This window comes from Pseudomonas sp. W3I7 (assembly GCF_030816095.1).
Taxonomy (GTDB): domain Bacteria; phylum Pseudomonadota; class Gammaproteobacteria; order Pseudomonadales; family Pseudomonadaceae; genus Aquipseudomonas; species Aquipseudomonas salomonii.
Window position 1 is genome coordinate 2,870,607 of record NZ_JAUSXP010000001.1, and the last position, 20,452, is coordinate 2,891,058.

At 60.0% G+C, this 20,452-nt stretch carries 17 protein-coding genes and 1 pseudogene; 7 read left to right on the forward strand and 11 right to left on the reverse strand.

Annotated features, from left to right (window positions below; translation table 11 throughout):
• Positions 1-4 precede the first annotated feature (4 nt).
• The 7 genes and pseudogenes from QF043_RS13415 to arnC form a co-directional block, all read right to left on the reverse strand.
• Positions 5-1,384 (reverse strand): UDP-glucose/GDP-mannose dehydrogenase family protein, encoded by a 1,380-nt coding sequence (locus QF043_RS13415; RefSeq protein ID WP_307418854.1) that lies wholly within the window; start codon positions 1,382-1,384, stop codon positions 5-7.
• Positions 1,381-1,794, reverse strand: coding sequence for a 4-amino-4-deoxy-L-arabinose-phosphoundecaprenol flippase subunit ArnF (gene arnF / locus QF043_RS13420; protein WP_307418855.1), 414 nt, complete (start codon positions 1,792-1,794; stop codon positions 1,381-1,383). The genes QF043_RS13415 and arnF overlap by 4 nt, the downstream gene beginning before the upstream one ends.
• Positions 1,791-2,139, reverse strand: a pseudogene (gene arnE, locus QF043_RS13425) (4-amino-4-deoxy-L-arabinose-phosphoundecaprenol flippase subunit ArnE). Before arnE ends, arnF begins: the two are co-directional and overlap by 4 nt.
• Entirely contained in the window at positions 2,136-3,791 is a 1,656-nt protein-coding gene (gene arnT, locus QF043_RS13430; protein ID WP_307418856.1) for a lipid IV(A) 4-amino-4-deoxy-L-arabinosyltransferase, read from the reverse strand. The pseudogene arnE and the gene arnT overlap by 4 nt, the downstream one beginning before the upstream one ends.
• Positions 3,788-4,672 carry a 4-deoxy-4-formamido-L-arabinose-phosphoundecaprenol deformylase gene (gene arnD, locus QF043_RS13435; RefSeq protein ID WP_307418857.1) on the reverse strand — a complete coding sequence of 295 codons (885 nt, stop codon included), beginning with the start codon at positions 4,670-4,672 and terminating at the stop codon, positions 3,788-3,790. Before arnD ends, arnT begins: the two co-directional genes overlap by 4 nt.
• Positions 4,672-6,663, reverse strand: a complete 1,992-nt coding sequence (gene arnA, locus QF043_RS13440; protein WP_307418858.1) for a bifunctional UDP-4-amino-4-deoxy-L-arabinose formyltransferase/UDP-glucuronic acid oxidase ArnA — start codon at positions 6,661-6,663, stop codon at positions 4,672-4,674. The genes arnD and arnA overlap by 1 nt, the downstream gene beginning before the upstream one ends.
• Positions 6,660-7,694 (reverse strand): undecaprenyl-phosphate 4-deoxy-4-formamido-L-arabinose transferase, encoded by a 1,035-nt coding sequence (gene arnC / locus QF043_RS13445; RefSeq protein ID WP_056860018.1) that lies wholly within the window; start codon positions 7,692-7,694, stop codon positions 6,660-6,662. Before arnC ends, arnA begins: the two co-directional genes overlap by 4 nt.
• Positions 7,695-8,166: 472 nt before the next feature.
• On the opposite strand from arnC, the gene QF043_RS13450 reads away from it, so the two are divergent.
• Together QF043_RS13450 and xerC are read left to right on the forward strand one after the other, a co-directional pair.
• Positions 8,167-8,985, forward strand: a complete 819-nt coding sequence (locus QF043_RS13450) for a M949_RS01915 family surface polysaccharide biosynthesis protein (protein WP_307418859.1) — start codon at positions 8,167-8,169, stop codon at positions 8,983-8,985.
• A 108-nt stretch (positions 8,986-9,093) separates the two neighbouring features.
• Entirely contained in the window at positions 9,094-10,008 is a 915-nt protein-coding gene (xerC, locus tag QF043_RS13455) for a tyrosine recombinase XerC (protein WP_307418861.1), read from the forward strand.
• 132 nt (positions 10,009-10,140) lie between these two features.
• Here the strand turns inward: xerC and QF043_RS13460 are convergent, their stop codons facing one another.
• Both QF043_RS13460 and QF043_RS13465 read right to left on the reverse strand, forming a co-directional pair.
• A complete protein-coding gene (locus QF043_RS13460; RefSeq protein WP_099489155.1) occupies positions 10,141-10,998 on the reverse strand; it encodes an SDR family oxidoreductase in 858 nt (285 codons plus the stop codon).
• Between the two features lie 95 nt (positions 10,999-11,093).
• A complete protein-coding gene (locus QF043_RS13465; protein WP_017135711.1) occupies positions 11,094-12,290 on the reverse strand; it encodes a multidrug effflux MFS transporter in 1,197 nt (398 codons plus the stop codon).
• Positions 12,291-12,497: 207 nt separating this feature from the next.
• On the opposite strand from QF043_RS13465, the gene rbsK reads away from it, so the two are divergent.
• The 3 genes from rbsK to QF043_RS13480 are packed head-to-tail and all read left to right on the forward strand — an operon-like array spanning position 12,498 to position 15,818.
• A complete protein-coding gene (gene rbsK / locus QF043_RS13470; protein ID WP_307418862.1) occupies positions 12,498-13,418 on the forward strand; it encodes a ribokinase in 921 nt (306 codons plus the stop codon).
• Positions 13,419-13,446: 28 nt separating this feature from the next.
• A complete protein-coding gene (gene fucP, locus QF043_RS13475; protein ID WP_307418864.1) occupies positions 13,447-14,775 on the forward strand; it encodes an L-fucose:H+ symporter permease in 1,329 nt (442 codons plus the stop codon).
• Positions 14,772-15,818, forward strand: coding sequence for an aldose 1-epimerase family protein (locus tag QF043_RS13480; protein WP_307418866.1), 1,047 nt, complete (start codon positions 14,772-14,774; stop codon positions 15,816-15,818). The genes fucP and QF043_RS13480 overlap by 4 nt, the downstream gene beginning before the upstream one ends.
• Here the strand turns inward: QF043_RS13480 and deoR are convergent.
• On the reverse strand, positions 15,815-16,573 hold the full coding sequence (gene deoR / locus QF043_RS13485; protein WP_307418867.1) for a DNA-binding transcriptional repressor DeoR: 759 nt from the start codon (positions 16,571-16,573) through the stop codon (positions 15,815-15,817). The genes QF043_RS13480 and deoR overlap by 4 nt on opposite strands.
• Positions 16,574-16,700: 127 nt before the next feature.
• Here deoR and deoC point away from each other — a divergent pair, with 127 nt between their 5' ends.
• Positions 16,701-17,384: a deoxyribose-phosphate aldolase gene (gene deoC, locus QF043_RS13490; RefSeq protein WP_307418868.1), complete on the forward strand. Its 684-nt coding sequence runs from the start codon at positions 16,701-16,703 to the stop codon at positions 17,382-17,384.
• Positions 17,385-17,691: 307 nt separating this feature from the next.
• Positions 17,692-18,078, forward strand: coding sequence for a hypothetical protein (locus QF043_RS13495; protein WP_307418869.1), 387 nt, complete (start codon positions 17,692-17,694; stop codon positions 18,076-18,078).
• A gap of 199 nt (positions 18,079-18,277) precedes the next feature.
• Here the strand turns inward: QF043_RS13495 and QF043_RS13500 are convergent, their stop codons facing one another.
• Complete coding sequence (locus QF043_RS13500; protein ID WP_307418870.1) at positions 18,278-20,413, reverse strand: TonB-dependent siderophore receptor; 2,136 nt, start codon at positions 20,411-20,413, stop codon at positions 18,278-18,280.
• Positions 20,414-20,452 lie beyond the last annotated feature (39 nt).

Genomic DNA, 20,452 nt, shown 5'->3' on the forward strand with positions numbered 1-20,452 from the left:
GTCTTTAGTCTTCCTTGGCTGGCGCGACCCAGTTTTGCTGGGGAATTGGCAGCTCGCAGGAGTCGCCACGGCCCATCGGGAAATACTTGAAGCCTTTGCGCGCCAGACGCTCGCCGTCGTACAGGTTGCGACCGTCGAAGATCACCGGGTTTTTCAGGCGGGCGTGGATCAGTTCGAAGTCCGGCGCCTTGAATTGCTGCCATTCGGTGCAGACGATCAACGCATCGGCGCCGCTCAAGGCCGATTCCGGCGTGCCCAGCAGGGTCAGGCGCGACTCGTCACCGTAGATGCGCTGGGTTTCCTGCATGGCTTCGGGGTCGAACGCACGGACATTGGCGCCGGCCGCCCAGAGGGCTTCCATCAGCACGCGGCTTGGGGCATCGCGCATGTCATCGGTGTTGGGCTTGAAAGCCAGACCCCATAAGGCGAAGGTTTTGCCTTGCAGTTCGCCCTTGAAGTAAGCGTTGATGCGTTCGAACAACTTGCTCTTCTGGCGCTGATTGATCGCTTCAACGGCTTCGAGCAGGTCGCTGGAGCAGTTGGCTTCCTTGGCGCTGTGGATCAGGGCGCGCATGTCTTTAGGGAAGCACGAACCGCCGTAGCCACAGCCTGGGTAGATAAAGTGGTAGCCGATGCGTGAATCGGCGCCGATGCCCAAACGCACGGCTTCGATGTCGGCGCCCAAGTGTTCGGCCAGCTCGGCGATCTGGTTGATGAAACTGATCTTGGTGGCCAGCATGCAGTTGGCGGCGTACTTGGTCAGTTCGGCGCTGCGCAGGTCCATGAAGATGATGCGGTCATGGTTGCGGTTGAACGGCGCGTAGAGGTCGCGCATGATTTCACGCACTTCTTCGCGCTCGCAGCCGATGATGATGCGGTCCGGGCGGCGGCAGTCGGCAACGGCCGAGCCTTCCTTGAGAAATTCCGGGTTGGAGACGATATCGAACTCCAGGTGGCGACCGGCGATGTGCAGGTTTTTTTCGATATGGGCGCGCAGGGTGTCGCCAGTGCCGACCGGCACGGTGGATTTTTCCACCAGGATCACCGGCTCCACGCGATGGCGCGACACGGCATCGCCCACCGAGAGCACGTACTTGAGGTCAGCCGAACCGTCTTCGTCCGATGGCGTGCCCACGGCAATAAACAGTACTTCACCGTGTTCTACGGCGAGTTTTTCGTCAAAGGTAAAGTGCAGGCGCCCGCTTTCCAGGTTTTCCTTGACCATGGCCGCCAGGCCTGGCTCGAAGATGGTCACGTGGCCTTTTTGCAGCGACTCGACTTTGCTCTTGTCCACGTCCATGCAGATCACATCGTGACCGACTTCGGCCAATACGGTGGCCTGTACCAGACCGACGTAACCGCTACCAAATACACTGATTTTCATGGGGCATTCCTGGGGCTTGCAACGCTAGCACGACGAGAGTTAATAACCAGAACACCGAGAATGACCAAGGCCACTCCCAGGGTTTTTGAAAGCGAAAAATGTTCGTTGAACACCGGCAGGCTGGCGGCCAGCAGGTACACCAGCGCGTAGCTGATGCTCAGCAGCGAATAGGCGCGGCCCAGGGGCAAGTGCTTGAGCGCGCCAAGCCAGCACAGCATCGACAGCGCATAAGCGATGATCGCCAGCACCACCACGCCCAGGGCGCCCGGATCAATGGCGTTGCTGTTGAACGCATTCAACCATTCGGCCGGCAATGGCAGGCGCGTCATGCTCCAGCGCATGCCCAACTGTGCCGCGCTGACCAGGCCGACACTGCCCAAAGCCAGGGCAAACCCTTGCGCGCGGCTCATACGTGACGCCCCAGCAGCACTACGCCACCGATCACCAGGGCGACACCCAGCCAGTGACGGCCATCGATGTGTTCATGGAAAGACAAACCGTGCCATCAGCGTGACCAGCACAAAATTGAGGCTGAGCATGGGGTAGGCGATGCCCACTTCCAGGCGCTGCAACACCAGCAGCCATACCAGCAGGCCAAGGCCCAGGCACACCAGTGCCGACCACAGCCACGGCGAGCGCAATTTGGGCGCCCAACCGTCGGGCTGGTCACGCCAGCTTTCCACCGCAAACTTTTGCGAAACCTGGCCCATGCAGGTGAGCAGACAGGCGCCCAACAGGAGAAGCAAAGTGGTCATTGCGCAGCCTGTGGGAAAATCAGGATGACGATATTGCCTTGCTCATAGCGCTTGCCGTCTTGGGGCAGCAGGTTCACTTCGGCCACTTCATCGTCGCCCTTGACCCGCATGACTACGCCAACCGAGCCTGTTTTACGCGCTTCGCTCATCCACTGTTGAACGTCAGCGGTGCCGACCTTGCGATAGGCGGTGTCCGGATAGGCAATGCCGTATTTCACCTCACCGATCGTGTTGTACAGCGCAACGTCGGGGCGACCCAGGCGCCATGACAACGCCGATGCAGCGCCAAGGTCATTGCTGAGCAGGGCGGTGGTCGGTTGCAGTTCGGGCAAGTGGTCGATGATGAATTGGTCCGGGGTTTTGTTATAAACCACCGAATGGGGCAGGGCGGCCGGCACCAGGGCCACCAGCAACCAGCTGCCGATGACCGGCGCAGCCCACAGTTTCAATGGGCGCGCAGCTTGCAGCAGGTTGACCACGATCCAGCCGAACAGGAAGGTAAACACCAGCACCAGGCTGAAGGTTTCCTGACCCGGCTCATACACCGGCTTCTTTAATTGGAACCAACTGATGGCCAGCAGCGCCACGATCCCAATAGCCAGGTTCAACCAGCCATTGATGCGCAAGGCGCGGCCATGCCCCCTGGCCAGCTTGTCGCTGAGCGTCGAGCCCATCAACAGCGCCAGGGGCAGCAGGCACGGCATGACGTAGGACGGCAGCTTGCCTTTGGCCAGGCTGAAGAACGCCAGGGGCATCAACAGCCACAGCAGCAGGAACGCGGTCTTGGGCAGGCGCTTTTCCAGCCAGGCCTGTTTGACCGTGGACGGCAGCAGGGCGATCCATGGCAACGAGAACGCGACCATCAGCGGCAGGTAGAACCAGAACGGCTCGGCATGCTGGGCGTCATCGCCGGCAAAGCGCTGGATATGCTCGTGCCAGAAGAAGAAGTTCCAGTAGTCCGGCTCTTGCAGGTGCACGGCCAGTGCCCAGGGCAGGCTGACGACAATGGCGACGACCACCGCGACCACGCCATAGCCCAGCAACTCACGAAAGCGTTTCTGCCAGATCGCGTAGGGCAGGGCGATCAGCACCGGCAGCAGCCAGGCCAGAAACCCTTTGGTCATAAAGCCCATACCGCAGGCAAAACCGAGCAAGGCCCAAGATCCCAAGCGGCCGTTGCGCGTGGTGCTGTCGAAACAAAACCACAAGGCCACGCCCGTCAGGTTGACCCAGAAGGTGAACTGCGGGTCCAGGTTGGCGTAACCGCCGAGCAAGGCCACGCTGACAAAACTCATGTACAGCACGCTGCTGACCAGGCTTTTTTGCGGGTCGTTCCACAACCTTCGCGAAACCAGATACACCAGCAGGATGCTCAGTCCGGTGCTCAAGGCCGACGCAAAACGTACGCCGAACAGGTTCTGCCCGAAAATCGCCTGGCCCAGCGCAATCATCCAGTAGCCCGCAGCGGGTTTCTCGAAGTAGCGGATGCCCATGAAGTGGGGCGAGGCCCACTTGCCGGTCAGCAGCATTTCCTGGCTGATTTGCGCGTAACGGGTTTCATCGGGAATCCACAGGCCGTGGGAGGCCAGGGGCAACAGGTAGAACACGCCAAACGCCAGCAGGAGCAGGGGCAATGCCCAGCGCCGGATCATGCCTTTTGCACTCCGAGCCAACCCTCACGGCCGCTGAGCGCGCCGCGCACCAGCTGTTGCTGGGGCAGGGTGGTCACATCCGCGGGCAACAGGTCGCCCAGGGGTTTGAAGTCGATGCCGCGCTGCCCGGCCTGGGCGAGCAGTTGGCGAAAATCGTCAGCCATCAGAATCCCTTCTACTTCTGCGTGGATCGTATAGACGTTCAGCTTCGACTCGGCGAACCGGTCAAGAATGAAGCCGTTGAAATCTTTGGCAGCCACCACCGGCCCGACGACTTCGTCGAAGGTGGGCAGGTCTACCGGAATTTGTGGGGTGCCCGCGCTGCCATCGGCCAGGGTCGGTCGAAACAGGCTGGTGCCCCGGCAATCGCTGTTATAGCGAAAGTTAAAGCCTTGTTTGGCTTGCACCACGCGCTCATCGGCACGCCAGCCGGCGGCGGCTGAACAGTCGATGCGTTCACCCAGGATGTCGCTCAGGGTGTCCACGCCTCGACGGATCTGCTCGACCAGCTGTGCGTCGCTCCAGCGCCCGGTGTTGGCTTGCCAGCCGTGATGGTCCCATGCGTGCAGGCCGACTTCATGGCCGGCGGCCTTGGCCTGGCGCATCAAGTGCCCCAGGTCACGGCCGATCGGCTTGCCTGGCCAAGCGGTGCCGGCCAGGAGAATATCCAGGCCATACAAACCGACGGCATTGGAACGCAGCATCTTCCACAGAAACTGCGGGCGGATCAGGCGCCACAAGTGGCGCCCCATGTTGTCCGGCCCGACACTGAAGAAGAACGTCGCCTTAACCCCGGCTTCATCCAGGGTTTCCAGCAACCGCGGCACACCTTCACGGGTGCCACGGTAGGTGTCGACGTCGATGCGCAAGCCTGCCTTCATTACTTTTTGTCCGCGATTTCGAGCATGGCTTCTTTGAGGAAGAAGTCCAGGGTGTTGCCGATGGTCTCGCTCATCTCAACGGTCGGCTCCCAGTTCAGCAGGCGCTTGGCGTTGTCGATGCTTGGCTTGCGGTGTGCCACGTCCTGGTAGCCGGTGCCGTAGAACGCCTTGCTTTCTACGTCGCGGAAACCGGCGAACGGAGGGAAGTTGCTGCGCAGCGGGTGAGCTTCGAACTGACGCAGCAGTTCTTCGCCCAGCTGACGGATGCTGGCTTCGTTTTCCGGGTTGCCGATGTTGATGATCTGGCCGTTGCAGATATCGTTGTCGTTATCGATGATGCGGGCCAGGGCTTCGATGCCGTCGGCGATATCGGTGAAGCAACGCTTCTGCTCACCCCCGTCGAACAGGCGGATTGGCGTACCTTCCACCAGGTTGAGGATCAACTGGGTGATGGCACGGGAGCTGCCGATACGCGCCGAGTCCAGACGGTCGAGGCGCGGGCCCATCCAGTTGAACGGACGGAACAGGGTGAAGTTCAGGCCCTTGTCGCCGTAAGCCCAGATCACGCGGTCCAGCAGTTGCTTGGAGACCGAGTAGATCCAGCGCTGCTTGTTGACCGGGCCGACCACCAGGTTGGAGGTGTCTTCGTCGAAGTACTGGTCCTGGCACATGCCATAGACTTCGGAGGTCGACGGGAAGATCACGCGCTTGTTGTACTTGACGCAGTAGCGCACCAGTTTCAGGTTTTCTTCGAAGTCGAGCTCGAACACGCGCAGCGGGTTACGGGTGTATTCGATCGGCGTGGCGATGGCCACCAGCGGCAGGACCACGTCGCACTTCTTGATGTGGTACTCGATCCACTCGGAGTGGATGCTGATGTCGCCTTCCACGTAGTGGAAGTTCGGGTGGCTGCGCAGGCGCTCGATGGCGTCGGAGCCGATGTCCAGGCCGTAGATTTCGTAACGGTCGTCACGCAGCAGGCGCTCGGACAGGTGGTTACCGATAAAGCCGTTCACACCCAGGATCAGTACACGGGTGCGACGTGGCTTGCGGCCGGACTCGGCGCCGCGCAGCACGGAACCGTCGACCAGGCCCAGTTCGTCAGCCACGGAAGGACCGGCCAGGTACAGGCCGTTTTCGTTGCGCTGGCCGAACTTGACCACCAGGGAATCTTCACCGCAGGCGATGCGCAGCGGGTTGACGCTGATCACACGGCCTGGGGCCAGGCCTTCGTTGCCCTTGACTACGTCAGCTTGCCAAACGATGAGTTTGTGCTCGCCGACAGCGCAGAATGCGCCCGGGTATGGCTGGGTCACGGCACGAACCAGGTTGAACAGCTCTTCAGCCGGCTTTTTCCAGTCCAGCTTGCCATCAGCGGCAGTGCGGCGACCGAAGTAGGTGGCCTGGCTTTCGTTCTGGGCCGTTTCGGCCAGTTTGCCTTGAGCCAGTTGTGGCAGGGCATCACGCAGCAGGTTGGTGGCCGCGTCACGCAGTTTGGCGTGCAGGGTCAGGCCGGTGTCGGTGCGGTCGATGATGACTTTTTGCTGGGCCAGGATCGCGCCGGCATCGGCACGCTTGACCATGCGGTGCAGGGTCACGCCGGTTTCGGTTTCACCGTTGACCAGCACCCAGTTGGCCGGAGCGCGGCCACGGTATTTAGGCAGCAAGGAACCGTGCAGGTTGAACGCGCCTTTCTTGGCGGTGGCCAGCAGGGCTTCGCTCAGCAGGTTGCGGTAGTAGAACGAGAAGATGAAATCCGGGTTCAGCTTGGCAATACGCTCGATCCACAGCGGGTGGTTGGCGTCTTCCGGTGCGTGCACCGGGATGCCGTTACGGGCGCAGAGTTGGGCGACGGAACCGTAGAAGTTGTTTTCCTTGGGGTCGTCGGCATGGGTGAACACGGCAGCAATGTCGTAGCCGGCGGTCAGCAGGGCTTCAATACCTGCGCAGCCAATATCGTGATAAGCGAAGACAACAGCTCTTGAATTCATGACGAAACCTGATCGGAAGGAGAAGTAGGAGAGTGGGACGTTGCCAGGCCGTCGACGACGACGACCGGAGCCGGTTCTGCGGGTTGGTTGCGCAGCACCTTTTCAATAAAGAACCGTGGACGGGCACGCACGTCACTGTACATGCGCCCCAGGTATTCACCCAAGAGGCCCATGCCGATGAATTGGCCGCCGGTGAACACAAACAGCACCGCGAACAGCACGAACATGCCTGAACCGGCCCATTCGGCGCCGAACACCAGACGCAGGAACACCAGCGCAAAGGCAAACAGCATGCCCAGCGCCGCCAGGCTGAAGCCAACGATGCTCAGCAGGCGCAGCGGAGTGGTGGTCATGCAGGTGAGCAGGTCGAACATCAGGCTGATCAGGCGCATGGCGCTGTACTTGGACTCGCCATGCTCACGCTCGGCGTGGTGCACCAGGATCTCGGTGGTGTGGCGTGCGAAGCCGTTGGCCAGGATCGGGATGAAGGTGCTGCGTTCACGGCAGGCCAGCATCGCGTCGACGATGGTGCGGCGGTAAGCGCGCAGCATGCAGCCGTAGTCGGTCATGGCCACGCCGGTGGAGCGTTGCACGGCCAGGTTGATCAGGCGCGAAGGCCAGCGGCGGAAGGCCGAATCCTGGCGGTTGTTACGCACGGTGGCGACGACGTCGTAGCCCAGGGCGGCTTGCTCGACCAGGCGCGGGATTTCTTCGGGCGGGTTCTGCAGGTCGGCGTCGAGGGTAATGATCACCTCGCCACGGCATTGCTCGAAGCCGGCCATGATCGCCGCGTGCTGGCCGTAGTTGCGGTTGAGGATCACCGCCACGACGTTGCTGCCGTCTTCTGCGGCGGCGTCTTCCAGCAATTGGGCGGAATTGTCGCGGCTACCGTCATCCACCAGGATGATTTCGTATTCGTAAGCCAGTTGCTTGCAAGCTGCGGTGGTGCGACGCAGCAATTCAGGCAGGCTCTCTTGTTCGTTGTAGACCGGGATAACGATCGACACGCAATGAATAGGGTAGGGTTTCAAAGATTCATGACCTCGGGGCTAGAACAATTGGAGCGTGAAAACAGCAGTAATCCATCGATAAACAACGCCGAAAGATTAAACAACGTAGCGTGGGGTTGCGGCATTCATTCGACTTTCCTGAGGACGGGCAACGGTTTCTTCCATGGGCTAGCAGATTAAAGACGAAAACTATTAAAGGTAAAGCGTAATCAACAGGTTAGTCGGGGAAGGCGCGGTTCGTTCTCAAGTCCTGGGGCCAAGATTAAGCGGAAAATTGTTGAACGAATATGAAAGGCGGATGAAAAACTCGTTTATTTGACAGGTAGACAGGTAGGGTTCAGCTAAACCGCTGAGGCGCCTGGGGATTGGTTCTGCGGGCAAAACCGCGACGGATTCTGCACCGTTGCGCTGATGCGCAGGGTAATTCAACAAACTTCTCTGCATTGGCCCTCAAGTGCCGGTAAAGTAAGCCATCTCTTGCCAGGGTAGTCGGATGAATAGTGTGCGGATTTTGCGCGGCCAGTTGCGGCCTGCATTGATGGGCGTGTTGATGGCGGTGGCCTGTGTCACCACCGTTCGAGCCGACGATGGCGTGGCGCTTACCAGCGTCGAGCAGGTGCCGGACGGCGTGGAAGTGCGTGGCAAACAGGTCGCGGCCTATACCTGGGATGACCACCAGGGCAAGAACTTGCTGGTACTCGCCGAGCAGGTCAGCGAACGTGAGGATGACGGCACCCAATCGGCATTTGTCTACGCGGCCCAGTATTTGCTCGGCGGCGAGCGCCCCAAGCGGGTCTGGATGCTTTATGACGATGTGCAGCATTGCGAATTCGACGCGGGGTTGCGCTTTGATATGGCGGCAACCAAGGTCACTGACCTGGCCGGCGATGGCATTACCCAGGCCACGGTGGGCTATTCGCGCACCTGCACCAGTGATGTCAGCCCGCGTGAGTTCAAGCTGATCATGCATGTGGGCAAGTCGCAGAAGTACCGCCTGCGCGGTGTTGATCGCGTCGGCGCAAGCTGGTGGGACGAGGACGCCGGTGCCCTGCGGGGAATGCCGCTGCCTACCGACTGCAGCGTTGCCGCGCAGCAGGCACTGGTCAGCCAGTACAAGGAGCAGGGCACCGAGCTGCCGCTGCCGGGCTGTTACGGCGATGAAAACGACTTTGCCAAGGCGCCGGACAGCTACCTGGCGTTCATGCGTCAGCACTGGTTTGCACTGATGCAGAAACAGGACGCCGACTGGAGCCAGTCCCAGGCGCAGCCTCAGGCTGAAAACCCGACCGAGGACGACGAATCGGTGCCGTGATTTTGTGCCAGGCCCGGTCCTGGGTTAGACTCGGCCTTCGCCAATTCACTAAATACCTTGTTTAAACAATGGCTTGAACAAGGTATTTAATCCAAAGGCTGATCTACCTTGACTGAGTCTATCCGCAACCCACTGACCCTTTACCTCACCCGCTTGGCGCCCTCCAGCCAACTGACCATGCGCTACGTGCTGCAAGATGCCGCCGACCGCCTGGGCTATGAAGACATCAACCTGGAAGAGATCGACTGGCACCTGCTGCAACCCGAACAGGTGATTGCCCTGGTCGGCGCCTTGCGCGAGGACGGTTGTGCGCCGAACACTTCGTCGCTGTATGTGAATGCGGTACGCGGGGTGATGAACGAGGCCTGGCGGATGAGCCTGATCAGCCAGGACCATCTGTTGAAGATGCGCTCGGTCAAGGCCACTCCCGGCACGCGCCTCAGCCAGGGGCGTAACCTGCGCCGCAGCCTGATCCGCGAAATGATGGAAGTCTGTGCCGCCGACCCACGCCCACAAGGCCTGCGGGATGCCGCCGTGATCGGCATATTGTATGGTTCAGGCATGCGTAAGTCGGAATCGGTGAACCTGGACCTGGCCCAGGTCAATTTCGATGAACGCAGCTTGCGTGTGATTGGCAAAGGCAACAAAGAGCTGATCAAGTACGCTCCAACCTGGGCGTTTGACAAGCTGCAGGCCTGGCTGGCGTTTCGTCGCGAGCAACTCAAGGACGGCGAGCAGGACGATAGTTTCCTGTTCAACCGTATCCGCCGGGGCAGCCATATCACCCGTGAACGCATCACCAAGCACGCGATTTACTACATCGCCCGTCAACGCGGTGAGCAGGTGGGCGTGAAGATCATGCCCCATGACTTTCGGCGCTCATTTATCACGCGGGTGATTGAAGAACACGATCTATCGATTGCGCAGAAGCTGGCGCATCACACCAATATCCAGACCACCGCCAGTTATGACGTGCGCGATGACAACGAGCGGCGCCGGGCGGTGGACAGGTTTGATTTGTAGTTTTCAGGCCAGACACTGATTAAAAATGTGGGAGCGGGCTGGCTCGCGAAGGCGGAGTGTCAGGTAGTCAATCTGGAACTGACACACCGCCTTCGCGAGCCAGCCCGCTCCCACATTAGGGCTATGCGAGGCTTAGAGAATCGGTTTGCCGCCGGTAACCGCGTAGCGTGAACCGGAGATATAGCTGGCTTCGTCCGAGGCCAGCAGCACATAGATCGGTGCCACCTCCACAGGCTGGCCTGGCCGGCCGAGCGGTGTTTCGCTGCCAAAACTCTGCACATCCTTGTCGGGCATGGTCGCTACAATCAGCGGCGTCCAGATCGGCCCAGGCGCCACACTGTTGACGCGAATACCCTTGTCACCCAGCAACTGCGCCAGGCCACCGGTGAAGTTGGCGATCGCGCCTTTGGTGGCGGCGTAGGCCAGCAGGGTTGGCTTGGGCATATCGGAATTGACCGAACTGGTGTTGATGATCGAGCTGCCGGCTTTCATATGCGGCAGGGCTGCCTTGCAGATGCGAAACATCGCGGTGATGTTGATATCGAAGGTCTTGACCCATTCTTCATCCTCGATTTCTTCGAAGGTTTCGTGGGTCATCTGAAATGCGGCGTTATTGACCAGTACATCGATGCGACCAAACTGCTCGACAGTCTTGTCCACCAGCGCCTGGCAGTTGGCTTTTTGCGCGATATCGCCTGGCAACAACAGGCATTGACGCCCGGCTTCTTCGACCCAGCGCGCGGTTTCACGGGCATCTTCATGCTCATCCAGATAGGCGATGGCCACGTCGGCGCCTTCACGGGCAAAGGCGATGGCCACCGCACGGCCAATACCGCTGTCGGCGCCGGTGATCAGGGCGATCTTGTTGGCCAGCCGGCCGGAGCCTTTGTAGCTCTTCTCACCGCAGTCGGGGTACGGGTCCATTTTCTTCTGGGTGCCTGGCACGGATTGGGCTTGAGGCGCGAAGGGTGGGCGAGGGTAGTCGGTCATGTCTAACTCCATAGATCGTCAAAGGTGCTATGGAGTTAGTTGTTTTGCCACCGGCGATAGTTGTAATGGATGGGCCACGGCCCCGACGAATGGTGTCAATCACGCGCCAAGTGAGCGGGCAAACGACGCAGGGTCCACAAGGTCACCAGCATCGCCGCCACCGCGCACAGCGCAATGCCGACCAGCATGGGCGCGGGCGTGTGGTCGGCAAACACGCCAACCAGCGTCATCGACACGGCCGCCGTGATCATCTGGATAGCCCCCAGCAGCGCCGACGCAGAACCCGCGACTGCGCCGTGATCCTCCATGGACAACACCCCGGCGGCCGGCAGCAGCAGGCCGAGGAAACCGAAACCGATAAACAGCAGCGCCATCATCAAGGCGAGGTTGTCGCTCCACAAGGTGGTGACCGCCAGCGCACTCATGACCACCGCCACGCCGATCACCGACCCGCGAATCAGCGGCGCCAGGCCAAAACGCGCACTCAGGCGTGCGGTCAGCTGGCTCATGGCGAAGAACGACGCGGCGTTGACTGCAAAACACAGACTGAATTGCGTAGGCGTGAGGCCGAAATACTCGATGTACACGAACGGCGCGCTGCCGATAAACACAAAGAACGTCGCCAGGCCAAACCCGCACACCACCGACAGGCCGGTGAATACCGGGTCGCGCAGCAAGGCGCCGTAGCTGCCGATCGCACTGCCCAGGGTCTTGCCCAGGCGGCGTTCGGCAGGATGGGTTTCGGGCAGTTGCACAAAGGTCATCACCAGGCACAACAGCGAAACCACCGCGAGCACCACGAACACTTCACGCCAACTCCAGAGTGAAATCACCACGCTGCCGGCCAAGGGCGCGAGGATCGGCGAAACACTCATCACCAGCATCAGCAGGGCCATCAGGCGCGCCGCTTCGTGGCCGGTGTACAGGTCACGCACCACCGCCCGCGGGATCACCATACCGGCGCAGGCGCCGAAGGCTTGCAGGGCACGAAACCCAATCAGCACTTCAATCGTCGGCGCCAGCGCACAGCCGACGCTGGCCACCGCGAAAATCGCCAGGCCCGCGTAGATCGGCGGCTTGCGCCCGTACACATCACTGATAGGCCCGTAGAACAACTGGCACACGCCAATGATCATGAAGAACACCGTGAGGCTCATCTGCACGGCGGCCGGCGACGCCTGCAGGCTGGCACCCAGGGTCGGGAGCGCAGGCAGATAGCTGTCGATGGCAAAAGGGCCAATGGCGGTGATCAACCCGAGCAACAAGGCCAGGTGGGCAATACTTCGAGACATGGGAATTCCGGGTCACAGCAAAAGATCGGCCAGCTTAGTGAGCTGTACCTGGGCACACAAGGTGATGCTTACACAGACGCTACATTTTCCTGCGGCTTGAAGGATCTTCATAAAATAAAGATTGAATAATCACACTTAATGTTATTTAAATAACAAAACAAGAGCGCTACGACCTGCCTGGTCGTGCCGCAACAAGGTGAGATAGCAATGGGCAAGATCGCAGTCATCGGCAGCAACATGGTGGATTTGATTACTTACATCGACCGCATGCCGGACCAGGGCGAAACCCTGGAAGCGCCGGGCTTTGCCCTGGGGTGTGGCGGCAAAGGCGCCAACCAGGCGGTGGCGGCGGCCAAGCTTGGCGCGGATGTGCTGATGCTGAGTAAAGTCGGTGACGACATGTTCGCCGACAACACCCTGGCCAACTTCCAGCGTTTTGGTATCGACACCCGTTACGTGCAGCGGGTACCGGGCGTTTCCAGTGGCGTGGCGCCGATTTTCGTGCGCGCCGATTCCCATAACAGCATTTTGATCGTCAAAGGCGCCAATGCGCATTTGCTGCCGGCGGATATCGAGGCAGCGGCTGCCGACCTGCGTGAATGCACGCTGATCGTGCTGCAACTGGAGATCAACCTGGACACGGTCTACTACGCCATCGAATTCGCCCGTCGCCATGGCATTGCAGTGCTGCTTAATCCGGCACCGGCCCTGGCCGACTTGAGCGCCGAGCACCTGGCGCAGCTGGATTTCCTGATCCCCAACGAATCGGAGCTGGCGTTGATCACCGGTCGAGTCGTGGATTCGCCGGACTCGGCCCGCAGCGCCGCACACTCACTGGTCGCCAGCGGCATTCGCCACGTGATCGTCACCCTCGGCGAGCACGGCGCGCTGTACGTGGGCGCGGAGGGCGAGTTCCAGGTGCCTGGCCAGCGGGTAGTTGCCCGTGACACCACCGGCGCCGGTGACGCCTTTATCGGTTGCTTCATCCAGCACTGGAGCCGCAGCGGCGCTATTCGCCAGGCCATGGAGCAGGCAGTGGCGTATTCGGCCTGTTCGGTTACAGCGCTGGGTACGCAGACCTCCTATCCCGACGCCGAAGCGTTCGCCCGTTTCCAGCAACAGCGCTAAGACCCTCAACCCAGCCCGGAGAACAATAATGAACAAACCTGCGCTGCAACAGACACCCGATGGCTTCTATCTGAACCGCACGCCCTGGTTCGCGTTTATCCTGCTGTGCAGCATCTTTGCGCTGTGGGCCGCAGCGGCGAGCATGAACGACGTGTTGATCGCGCACTTCAAGAAAGCCTTTCTGCTCAGCGATTTCCAGACCGCCTTTGTGCAGTCGGCGTTTTACCTGGGCTACTTTTTCGTGGCGATTCCCGCCGCGATGGTGGTGCGCCGTTTGAGCTACAAAAGCACGATTCTGATCGGCCTGTTGCTGTACATGCTCGGCTGCCTGCTGTTCTTCCCAGCCGCGTCCACCGCCAAGTACGGCATGTTCCTGCTGGCGCTGTTTGTGATCGCGGCGGGCCTGTCGTTCCTGGAAACCGCGTGCAACACCTATTCAACCCTGATGGGCCCACGGGAAACCGGGACGCGGCGCTTGAACATCTCGCAAACTTTTCACCCGTTCGGCGCCATGGCCGGGGTGTACGTGGGCAGCTTTGTGATGTTCAAGGACACCGATGCCACCACCGAGCAACTGACGCAAATGAGCGCCTCGGAGGCGGCGGTGCAGCAGTTGCAGATGATCCAGTCCACGCTGTTGCCCTACAAGTGGATGATCGCCGTACTGGTGCTGATGTTTATCCTGATCGCCATAACCCGGTTCCCGGCCTGCAAGGGCAATAAGCCCGTCGACAATAAATCCGGCAGCCTGCGTCAAAGTCTGGGCCGGCTGTGGCGCAACCCGCGCTTTACCTTTGGTGTACTCGCGCAGTTTCTGTATGTGGGTGCACAGGTCGGCGTATGGAGTTTCACCATTCGCCTGGCCATGCAAATGGGCGGCATGAATGAGCGCAGCGCTTCATGGTTTTTGCTGACCACGTTTGCCGCCTACTTTGTCGGCAAGCTGATCGCCAACCTGCTGATGCGCCGCCTGCATCCGGCGCGGGTATTGGCGATTTATGGCGTGCTGTGCATTGTGCTGCTGGCCTACACCATCCTGGTGCCGAACATTTCCGCGGTGTATGCGGCGGTTGGCGTGAGCATTTTTCTCGGCCCGTGCTGGCCGACCATCTACGGCCTGACCATCGATGGCCTGGGTGAAGACACCGGTGTCGGCGGTTCACTGCTGGTGATGAGCATTGTTGGTGGCGGGGTGATTCCGATCTTCCAGGGCCTGTTGTCCGACGCCAGCGGTGGCAACATGCAGTTGGCCTACAGCGTGCCGTTGCTGTGCTTTATCGTGATCGTGATGTATGCGCTCAAGTGCATGCGCCAGTCGAACAGCGTGCCGTCGGGTGCAGCGGCGGTGGCCTCATGAACGCGCGGATCCCGCTGTATCCGGAGCTGTTCAGCGAGCAGGAAAAGGTCCTGCTGCAATCCGACGACTTCAAGGTCAGTGCCTGGGTTTACCCGTCCGGCGTGTTGGCCGTGAGCCTGGAGAACAGCCGTGGACGCCTGGTGGTGTTGCCTTATCAGGGGCAGATGATCTGGTCAGCCGTGTTCGACGGCTGCGACCTGACCATGACCCATCTCTTCGAGCAGCCAAGGCCCAGCCCGACGATAATCGACACTTACGGCTGTTTTATGTTTCACAGTGGTTTGCTGCGCAACGGCTGCCCGGCGCCGGATGACACCCATGCCTTGCACGGCGAAATGCCCTGCGCGCCCATGGACACGGCCTGGCTGGAAACAGGCGAGGGCGTCGTGCGCCTGGGTGGCACCTACCAATATGCCAAGGGCTTTGGCGATCGCTACAGGGCAACCCCAAGCGTGACACTACGCGCCGATTCGGCGCTGTTCGATATCGATATGGACGTCACCAACCTGGCCGGCAAGCCCATGGAGCTGATGTATATGGCCCATATGAACTACGCCTATGTGGCCGGCGCGCAGTTTGTCGAGCCGCTGGGGATGCAGCGCTTGCGCCTGCGCACCAGCGTGCCGGATCACGTCAAGCCAACGCCGGACTGGAGCGCCTACATGGCGCAACTGGCCGAGCATCCGGCGCAGTTGGCGAGTCTCGACACACCGGCGTTGTACGACCCTGAAATCGTGTTTTTCTTCGACGATGTGGGTGCAGATGCCACTGGCCATGCGCATTTTCTGCTGGACCACCCCAATGGTGCGGCGTTTTACACCCGTTATCGGCCCAAGGAGTTCGAGCACGCCGCACGCTGGATCCTGCACTCACCGGACCAGCAAGTGGCGGCGTTCGTACTGCCGTCAACCTGTGAACCCGAAGGTTATACCGCCGAAAAAGCCAAAGGCCACGTGCGGGTGCTGGCGGCTGGGGCCAGCGCTTCGTTCAGCGTGACCACCGGCTATTTGAATGCGCGGGAGCGCCAGATGTTGTTGGGTTAAACCAGCAATTGCGCGCCGCTGGCCTGGATGGCGTCTTTGTAGGCCTGGGGGATTTTCTTGTCGCTGACCACGTAGTGGAAGTCTGCGAGGCCGGCGAAGTGCGCCGTGCGCACCGTGTCGAATTTGCTGAAGTCCGCCAGCAACACGCGCTGCTGGGCTTGGCGCAGGACCTTTTGCTTGACCTCGACTTCATTGAAATTGAAGCAGGTCACACCAAATTCCTGGCTGACGCCCGCCGCCGTCACGAAGGCCCACGTGAGACGCACGCTGTCGAGAATGCTGCTTTCGGCACTGCTTTCAAACACCTGGTTCTTGCGGTGAAAGGTGCCACCGCACAGCACGATATGGCAGTTGGGCTTGTTCTGCAGCTTGAGCAACACGTTCAACGAGCTGCACACCGCCGTGAATTCCAGCTCGTCGGGAATGAAATCAATCACAAACGGCGAGGTGGTGCCGCAGTCGAAAAATACCGTGTCACCGGGCTGTATCAACCGCGCAGCGAGTTTGCCGATGCGGCGCTTTTCTTCGACGTGACGCGTGCCTTGGTCGGCAACCCGGTAATCACCGGCCTCACTGCCGACCCGTGTGATGTAGCCACCGAGCAGGCGCAAATGCTCGCTGAAGTGGCTGAGGTCGCGGCGCAGGGTCATCTCGGAAACATCCAGCAGCGCCGCCATTTCCCGCAGGTGAATGGCGCTCTGGTCCTGCAGGGCTTGCTGGATAAGCTTGAGTCGCTCGGCTTTTTTACTGTCCACGGGCATTCCAGGGCTTGATTGTTTGTGTTAACTAAGTAACATTAATTGTGATTATTGTAACGTTTAATGTGAGCGCCGCAACACGCGGCACACCACCATTGGCAACATACAGGCAAGGGCACGTTATATGAATACGCTTCAACCCGCAGCATTGGCCAAGTACATCGATCACACCTTGCTGGCCCCGGATGCTACCCGTGAACAGATTCGCACCTTGTGCGAGGAAGCGCAGGCGTACGGCTTTTATTCCGTGTGCCTGAACTCGGGGCAGGTGCCTTACGCCGCGTCCTGCCTGAGCGACGATCGCGTGGTGATCTGTGCGGTGGTGGGCTTCCCGCTGGGCGCCGGCCTGAGCGACACCAAGGCCTTCGAAGCCGAACGGGCGATAGCCGCCGGGGCAGGGGAGATCGACATGGTGCTCAATATCGGTTGGCTGAAGGAAGGGCTGCTTGAGGCCGTGCGCGATGACATTGCCTTGGTGCATAAAGCCTGCGGCGACGTACCGTTGAAGGTGATCCTGGAAACCTGCCTGCTCAGCGACGAACAGAAGGTCCAGGCCTGCGAAATCTGCCGGGATTTGGGCGTGGCATTCGTCAAGACGTCCACGGGGTTCAGCCGCAGTGGCGCCACAGTTGAAGACGTGGCCTTGATGCGCAAGACCGTAGGCGCCGGCGTTGGGGTCAAGGCGTCCGGCGGCGTACGTGATTATGCGACGGCGCTGAAGATGATTGAGGCCGGGGCGACGCGCTTGGGCAGCAGCTCGGGGGTTGCGATTGTGGGTGGGGAAATGGCGGCGGTGGGTGGTTATTGAAGTACTGTTTATATAACTCAACTAAATATACATTTAGTTGAGTTATGCTCATTGGTTATATTTTTGGGGCAGAGTTGGTTGACCCTTTACGCTAGTGTGGGTCCATGCGCGTTACTTCACATTTGGCATCATAAAGGGACGATCTATATGCGGGGGTGGCTTACGTCAGGTCTGTGGGGGGTATGTTTCATGACCAGTGCTACGGCGCTCGCGGATGAGCTCCCGCGTAGCGAGCAGTTAAAAGCATTCCGCGCTGCTGGATTTAACCAACAGACGTCGGAGTGCGAAATCGAGACAACAGGTGCCCATGGAGCTGGTCAAGGACCTGAACGGTGACGGCCGGCCGGATGCGTTGATTACCGAAGGCAGCACTGACTGTTATGGACAAGCGGGCACTGGATTTTATCTAGTCAGTCAGCAGTCTGACGGCCGATGGAAACTCATGCTCAAAGAAAGCGGTGTCGCTGAGTTTCTCGCTAGCAAAGGCAGTAATGGTTGGCCCGATGTCGGGTCGGCGGCCCGGGCTTTTGTTTCCCAGTACTGCGTTACGACGGGCAACGTTATCGATTTCACCACAATGTTGGTGAACGGTGTGCTGACTAGCGGTAAACGTCCGATGGCCCAAAGCTCAAACGAAGGCAGGTCAGCGACGACGACGGAGGCTGTTTTTGAATCTGGCGTGCGGTGGTTCTAGGTTGCTGAGTGAAAAGCAGCCTCCCAGAGCCCCTCAGGCCCGTATAGGACTGTTCGCATAATGTATATTATGTTAAATTATGTATCAGGCACTGGCGATAGTAAGTCAGCACCGCCACGCCCTCAGTTTGCAGCCCGGCCCGATCCAAGGCCGGCCCACGGTTCGCCAATCCCCCACGACGAACCGTACTCCGATTGGGTTACAGCGTATAAGAAATGCCCACTTGCACCGTACGCGGCTCACCGGGATAAGCGTAGAAGTTCAGGAACGAGCCTTCTTCGTACTCACGGTTAAACAGGTTCTTCACGTCGAGGTTGAGTCTGACCTTTTCGTTGACCTTGTAATAACTAAGCAAGTCGACGACGGTGTAAGCCCCCATCGAGAACGTGTTATTGGCGGTCTGCCCGGCACGCTCGGCTACGTACTTCCCACCTGCGCCGAGGCCAAAGCCTTTGAGTGCGCCATCCTGAAACTCGTACACGTTGAGCAGGCTGAAGCTATTGCGCGGAATATTCGCCAGACGTGTTCCGGAGCGCACGGTGGTGTCCCGGGTCACTGCGGCATCCACATAGCCATAGCCACCGATCATCCGCCATTCGGGCGTCAGGTTACCGGCCACGTTAAGATCGAAGCCGCGGCTGCGCACTTGCCCTGTCGCGACATTGAAGGCCGAGTCAACCGGGTCGACACCCTGAACATTTTTCTTCTCGATCTGATAGATCGCCGCGTCAACGCTCAACTGACGGTCCAGCGCTTCCCACTTAACGCCCACTTCGTAGGACTTGCCCTTCTCCGGCTCGAATCCGCCACCTTGACGACTGGCACCCGTGTTGGGCTTGAACGAGCGCGCGGCGTCCGCGTAGATCGCAACCGTGTCAGTGAGGTCATACATCACCCCGATGCGCGGCGTGACGGCGTTGTCGGCGGCGTTCCAGCTTCTCACGCCGGGCACGTAGGATTCGTACTGGTGCTCGAAGCGCTCAAAGCGCGCACCGGCGAGCACCTTTAAACGCTCGGTCAGCGCCACTTGGTCCTGGACGAAGGCGGCGTAAGTCTTGAGGTTTTCTTTATCGTGGGTCGGCGTACGCGTCAGCGCCGGACGTGGCTGGCCATAGACCGGGTTGAAGATATCGATTGGGAAAGCTCCCGCCGCGCCGCTGGAGCGTTGGATGATCGACTTGTAGTCGTAGTCCTCGTACTCGATGCCGGTCAGCAACGTGTGATCAAGGCCGCCCGTGGAAAAGCGCCCGGTCAGGTTCAATTGATAGTCTTGGTCGGTCCAGTCCAGCTTGCGGTAGTTGAAGTTGCGCTGGAGGGTTCGCCCATCGGCGTTGAGGCTGGTGGCATTGTTTGCCTCAACACCATTGCCCTTCATCGTACCGTCCAACCACTGCACACCACCGCCCAACGTCCAGTTGTCGTTGAGTAGATGCTCGAAGCGCAACTGAGCCATGTTGTTATCGTTGTGCAGGTTACCGGCGTATTTTTCACCCCAGAAAGTCTCACGGGACGGCGTGCCACGCTGGTTGGCGAAGCGGGTCAGGCCGCGATCCAGCGGATGATTGTTACGCATGAAGTCGCCTTCGAAAATCACCTTGGTGTCGTCGCTGACCTGCCAGCTCAATACCGGCGTGACCCCATAGCGTTCGGTTGAGACATGGTCGCGGAAGGTGTCGCCGCCCTCTCCCACCACATTGAGGCGATAGGCCAGGCGCCCTTGCTCATCCAGCGGGCCGGAGGCATCGAGGGTGCCGCGCTTCATACCTTGATCATCCACCTGGCTACCCAATGTGACCGTACGTTCAGGCAAAGGCTGTTTGGAGACCACGTTGAAAGTGCCGCCGGGATCGCCGCGCCCATAGAGCATCGTCGCTGGCCCGCGAAGCACTTCAAGGCGCTCAATGCTGTTGGCGTCCGGCATGCTCGGGTAGCCCCGGTTAATCGGAAAGCCGTTACGGTAGAACTCTGCAGTTGTGAAGCCACGCACCGTGAAGCTGGTAAGCCCCTGGCCACCGAAATTGTTCGCTCGGCCGACGCCGCCGGCATAGTCCAGGGCCTCCTGCAGGCGAGTCGCACCAATGTCCTCGACCACGTCTTTGGGCACGACGGTGATGGACTGTGGCGTCTCATGAATTGAGGTGTCAGTGCGCGTGGCACTGGCAGAGCGTGTGGCGCGATACCCTTTGACAGGCCCCTGAGCCGTCTCGGCGTCTACGTCTCCCGTGACATTGATGGCTTGCAACTCAAGGCTGGCATTTTCGCTGCCGGCCACCTGCGCCCAGGCAAAAGGGGCAACCGCCTGAAGTACGCAGAGAGAAATCAGGGTATGACGCATGGATTTTGGACCTAATGGATGAGCGGACGGGAGGTAAAC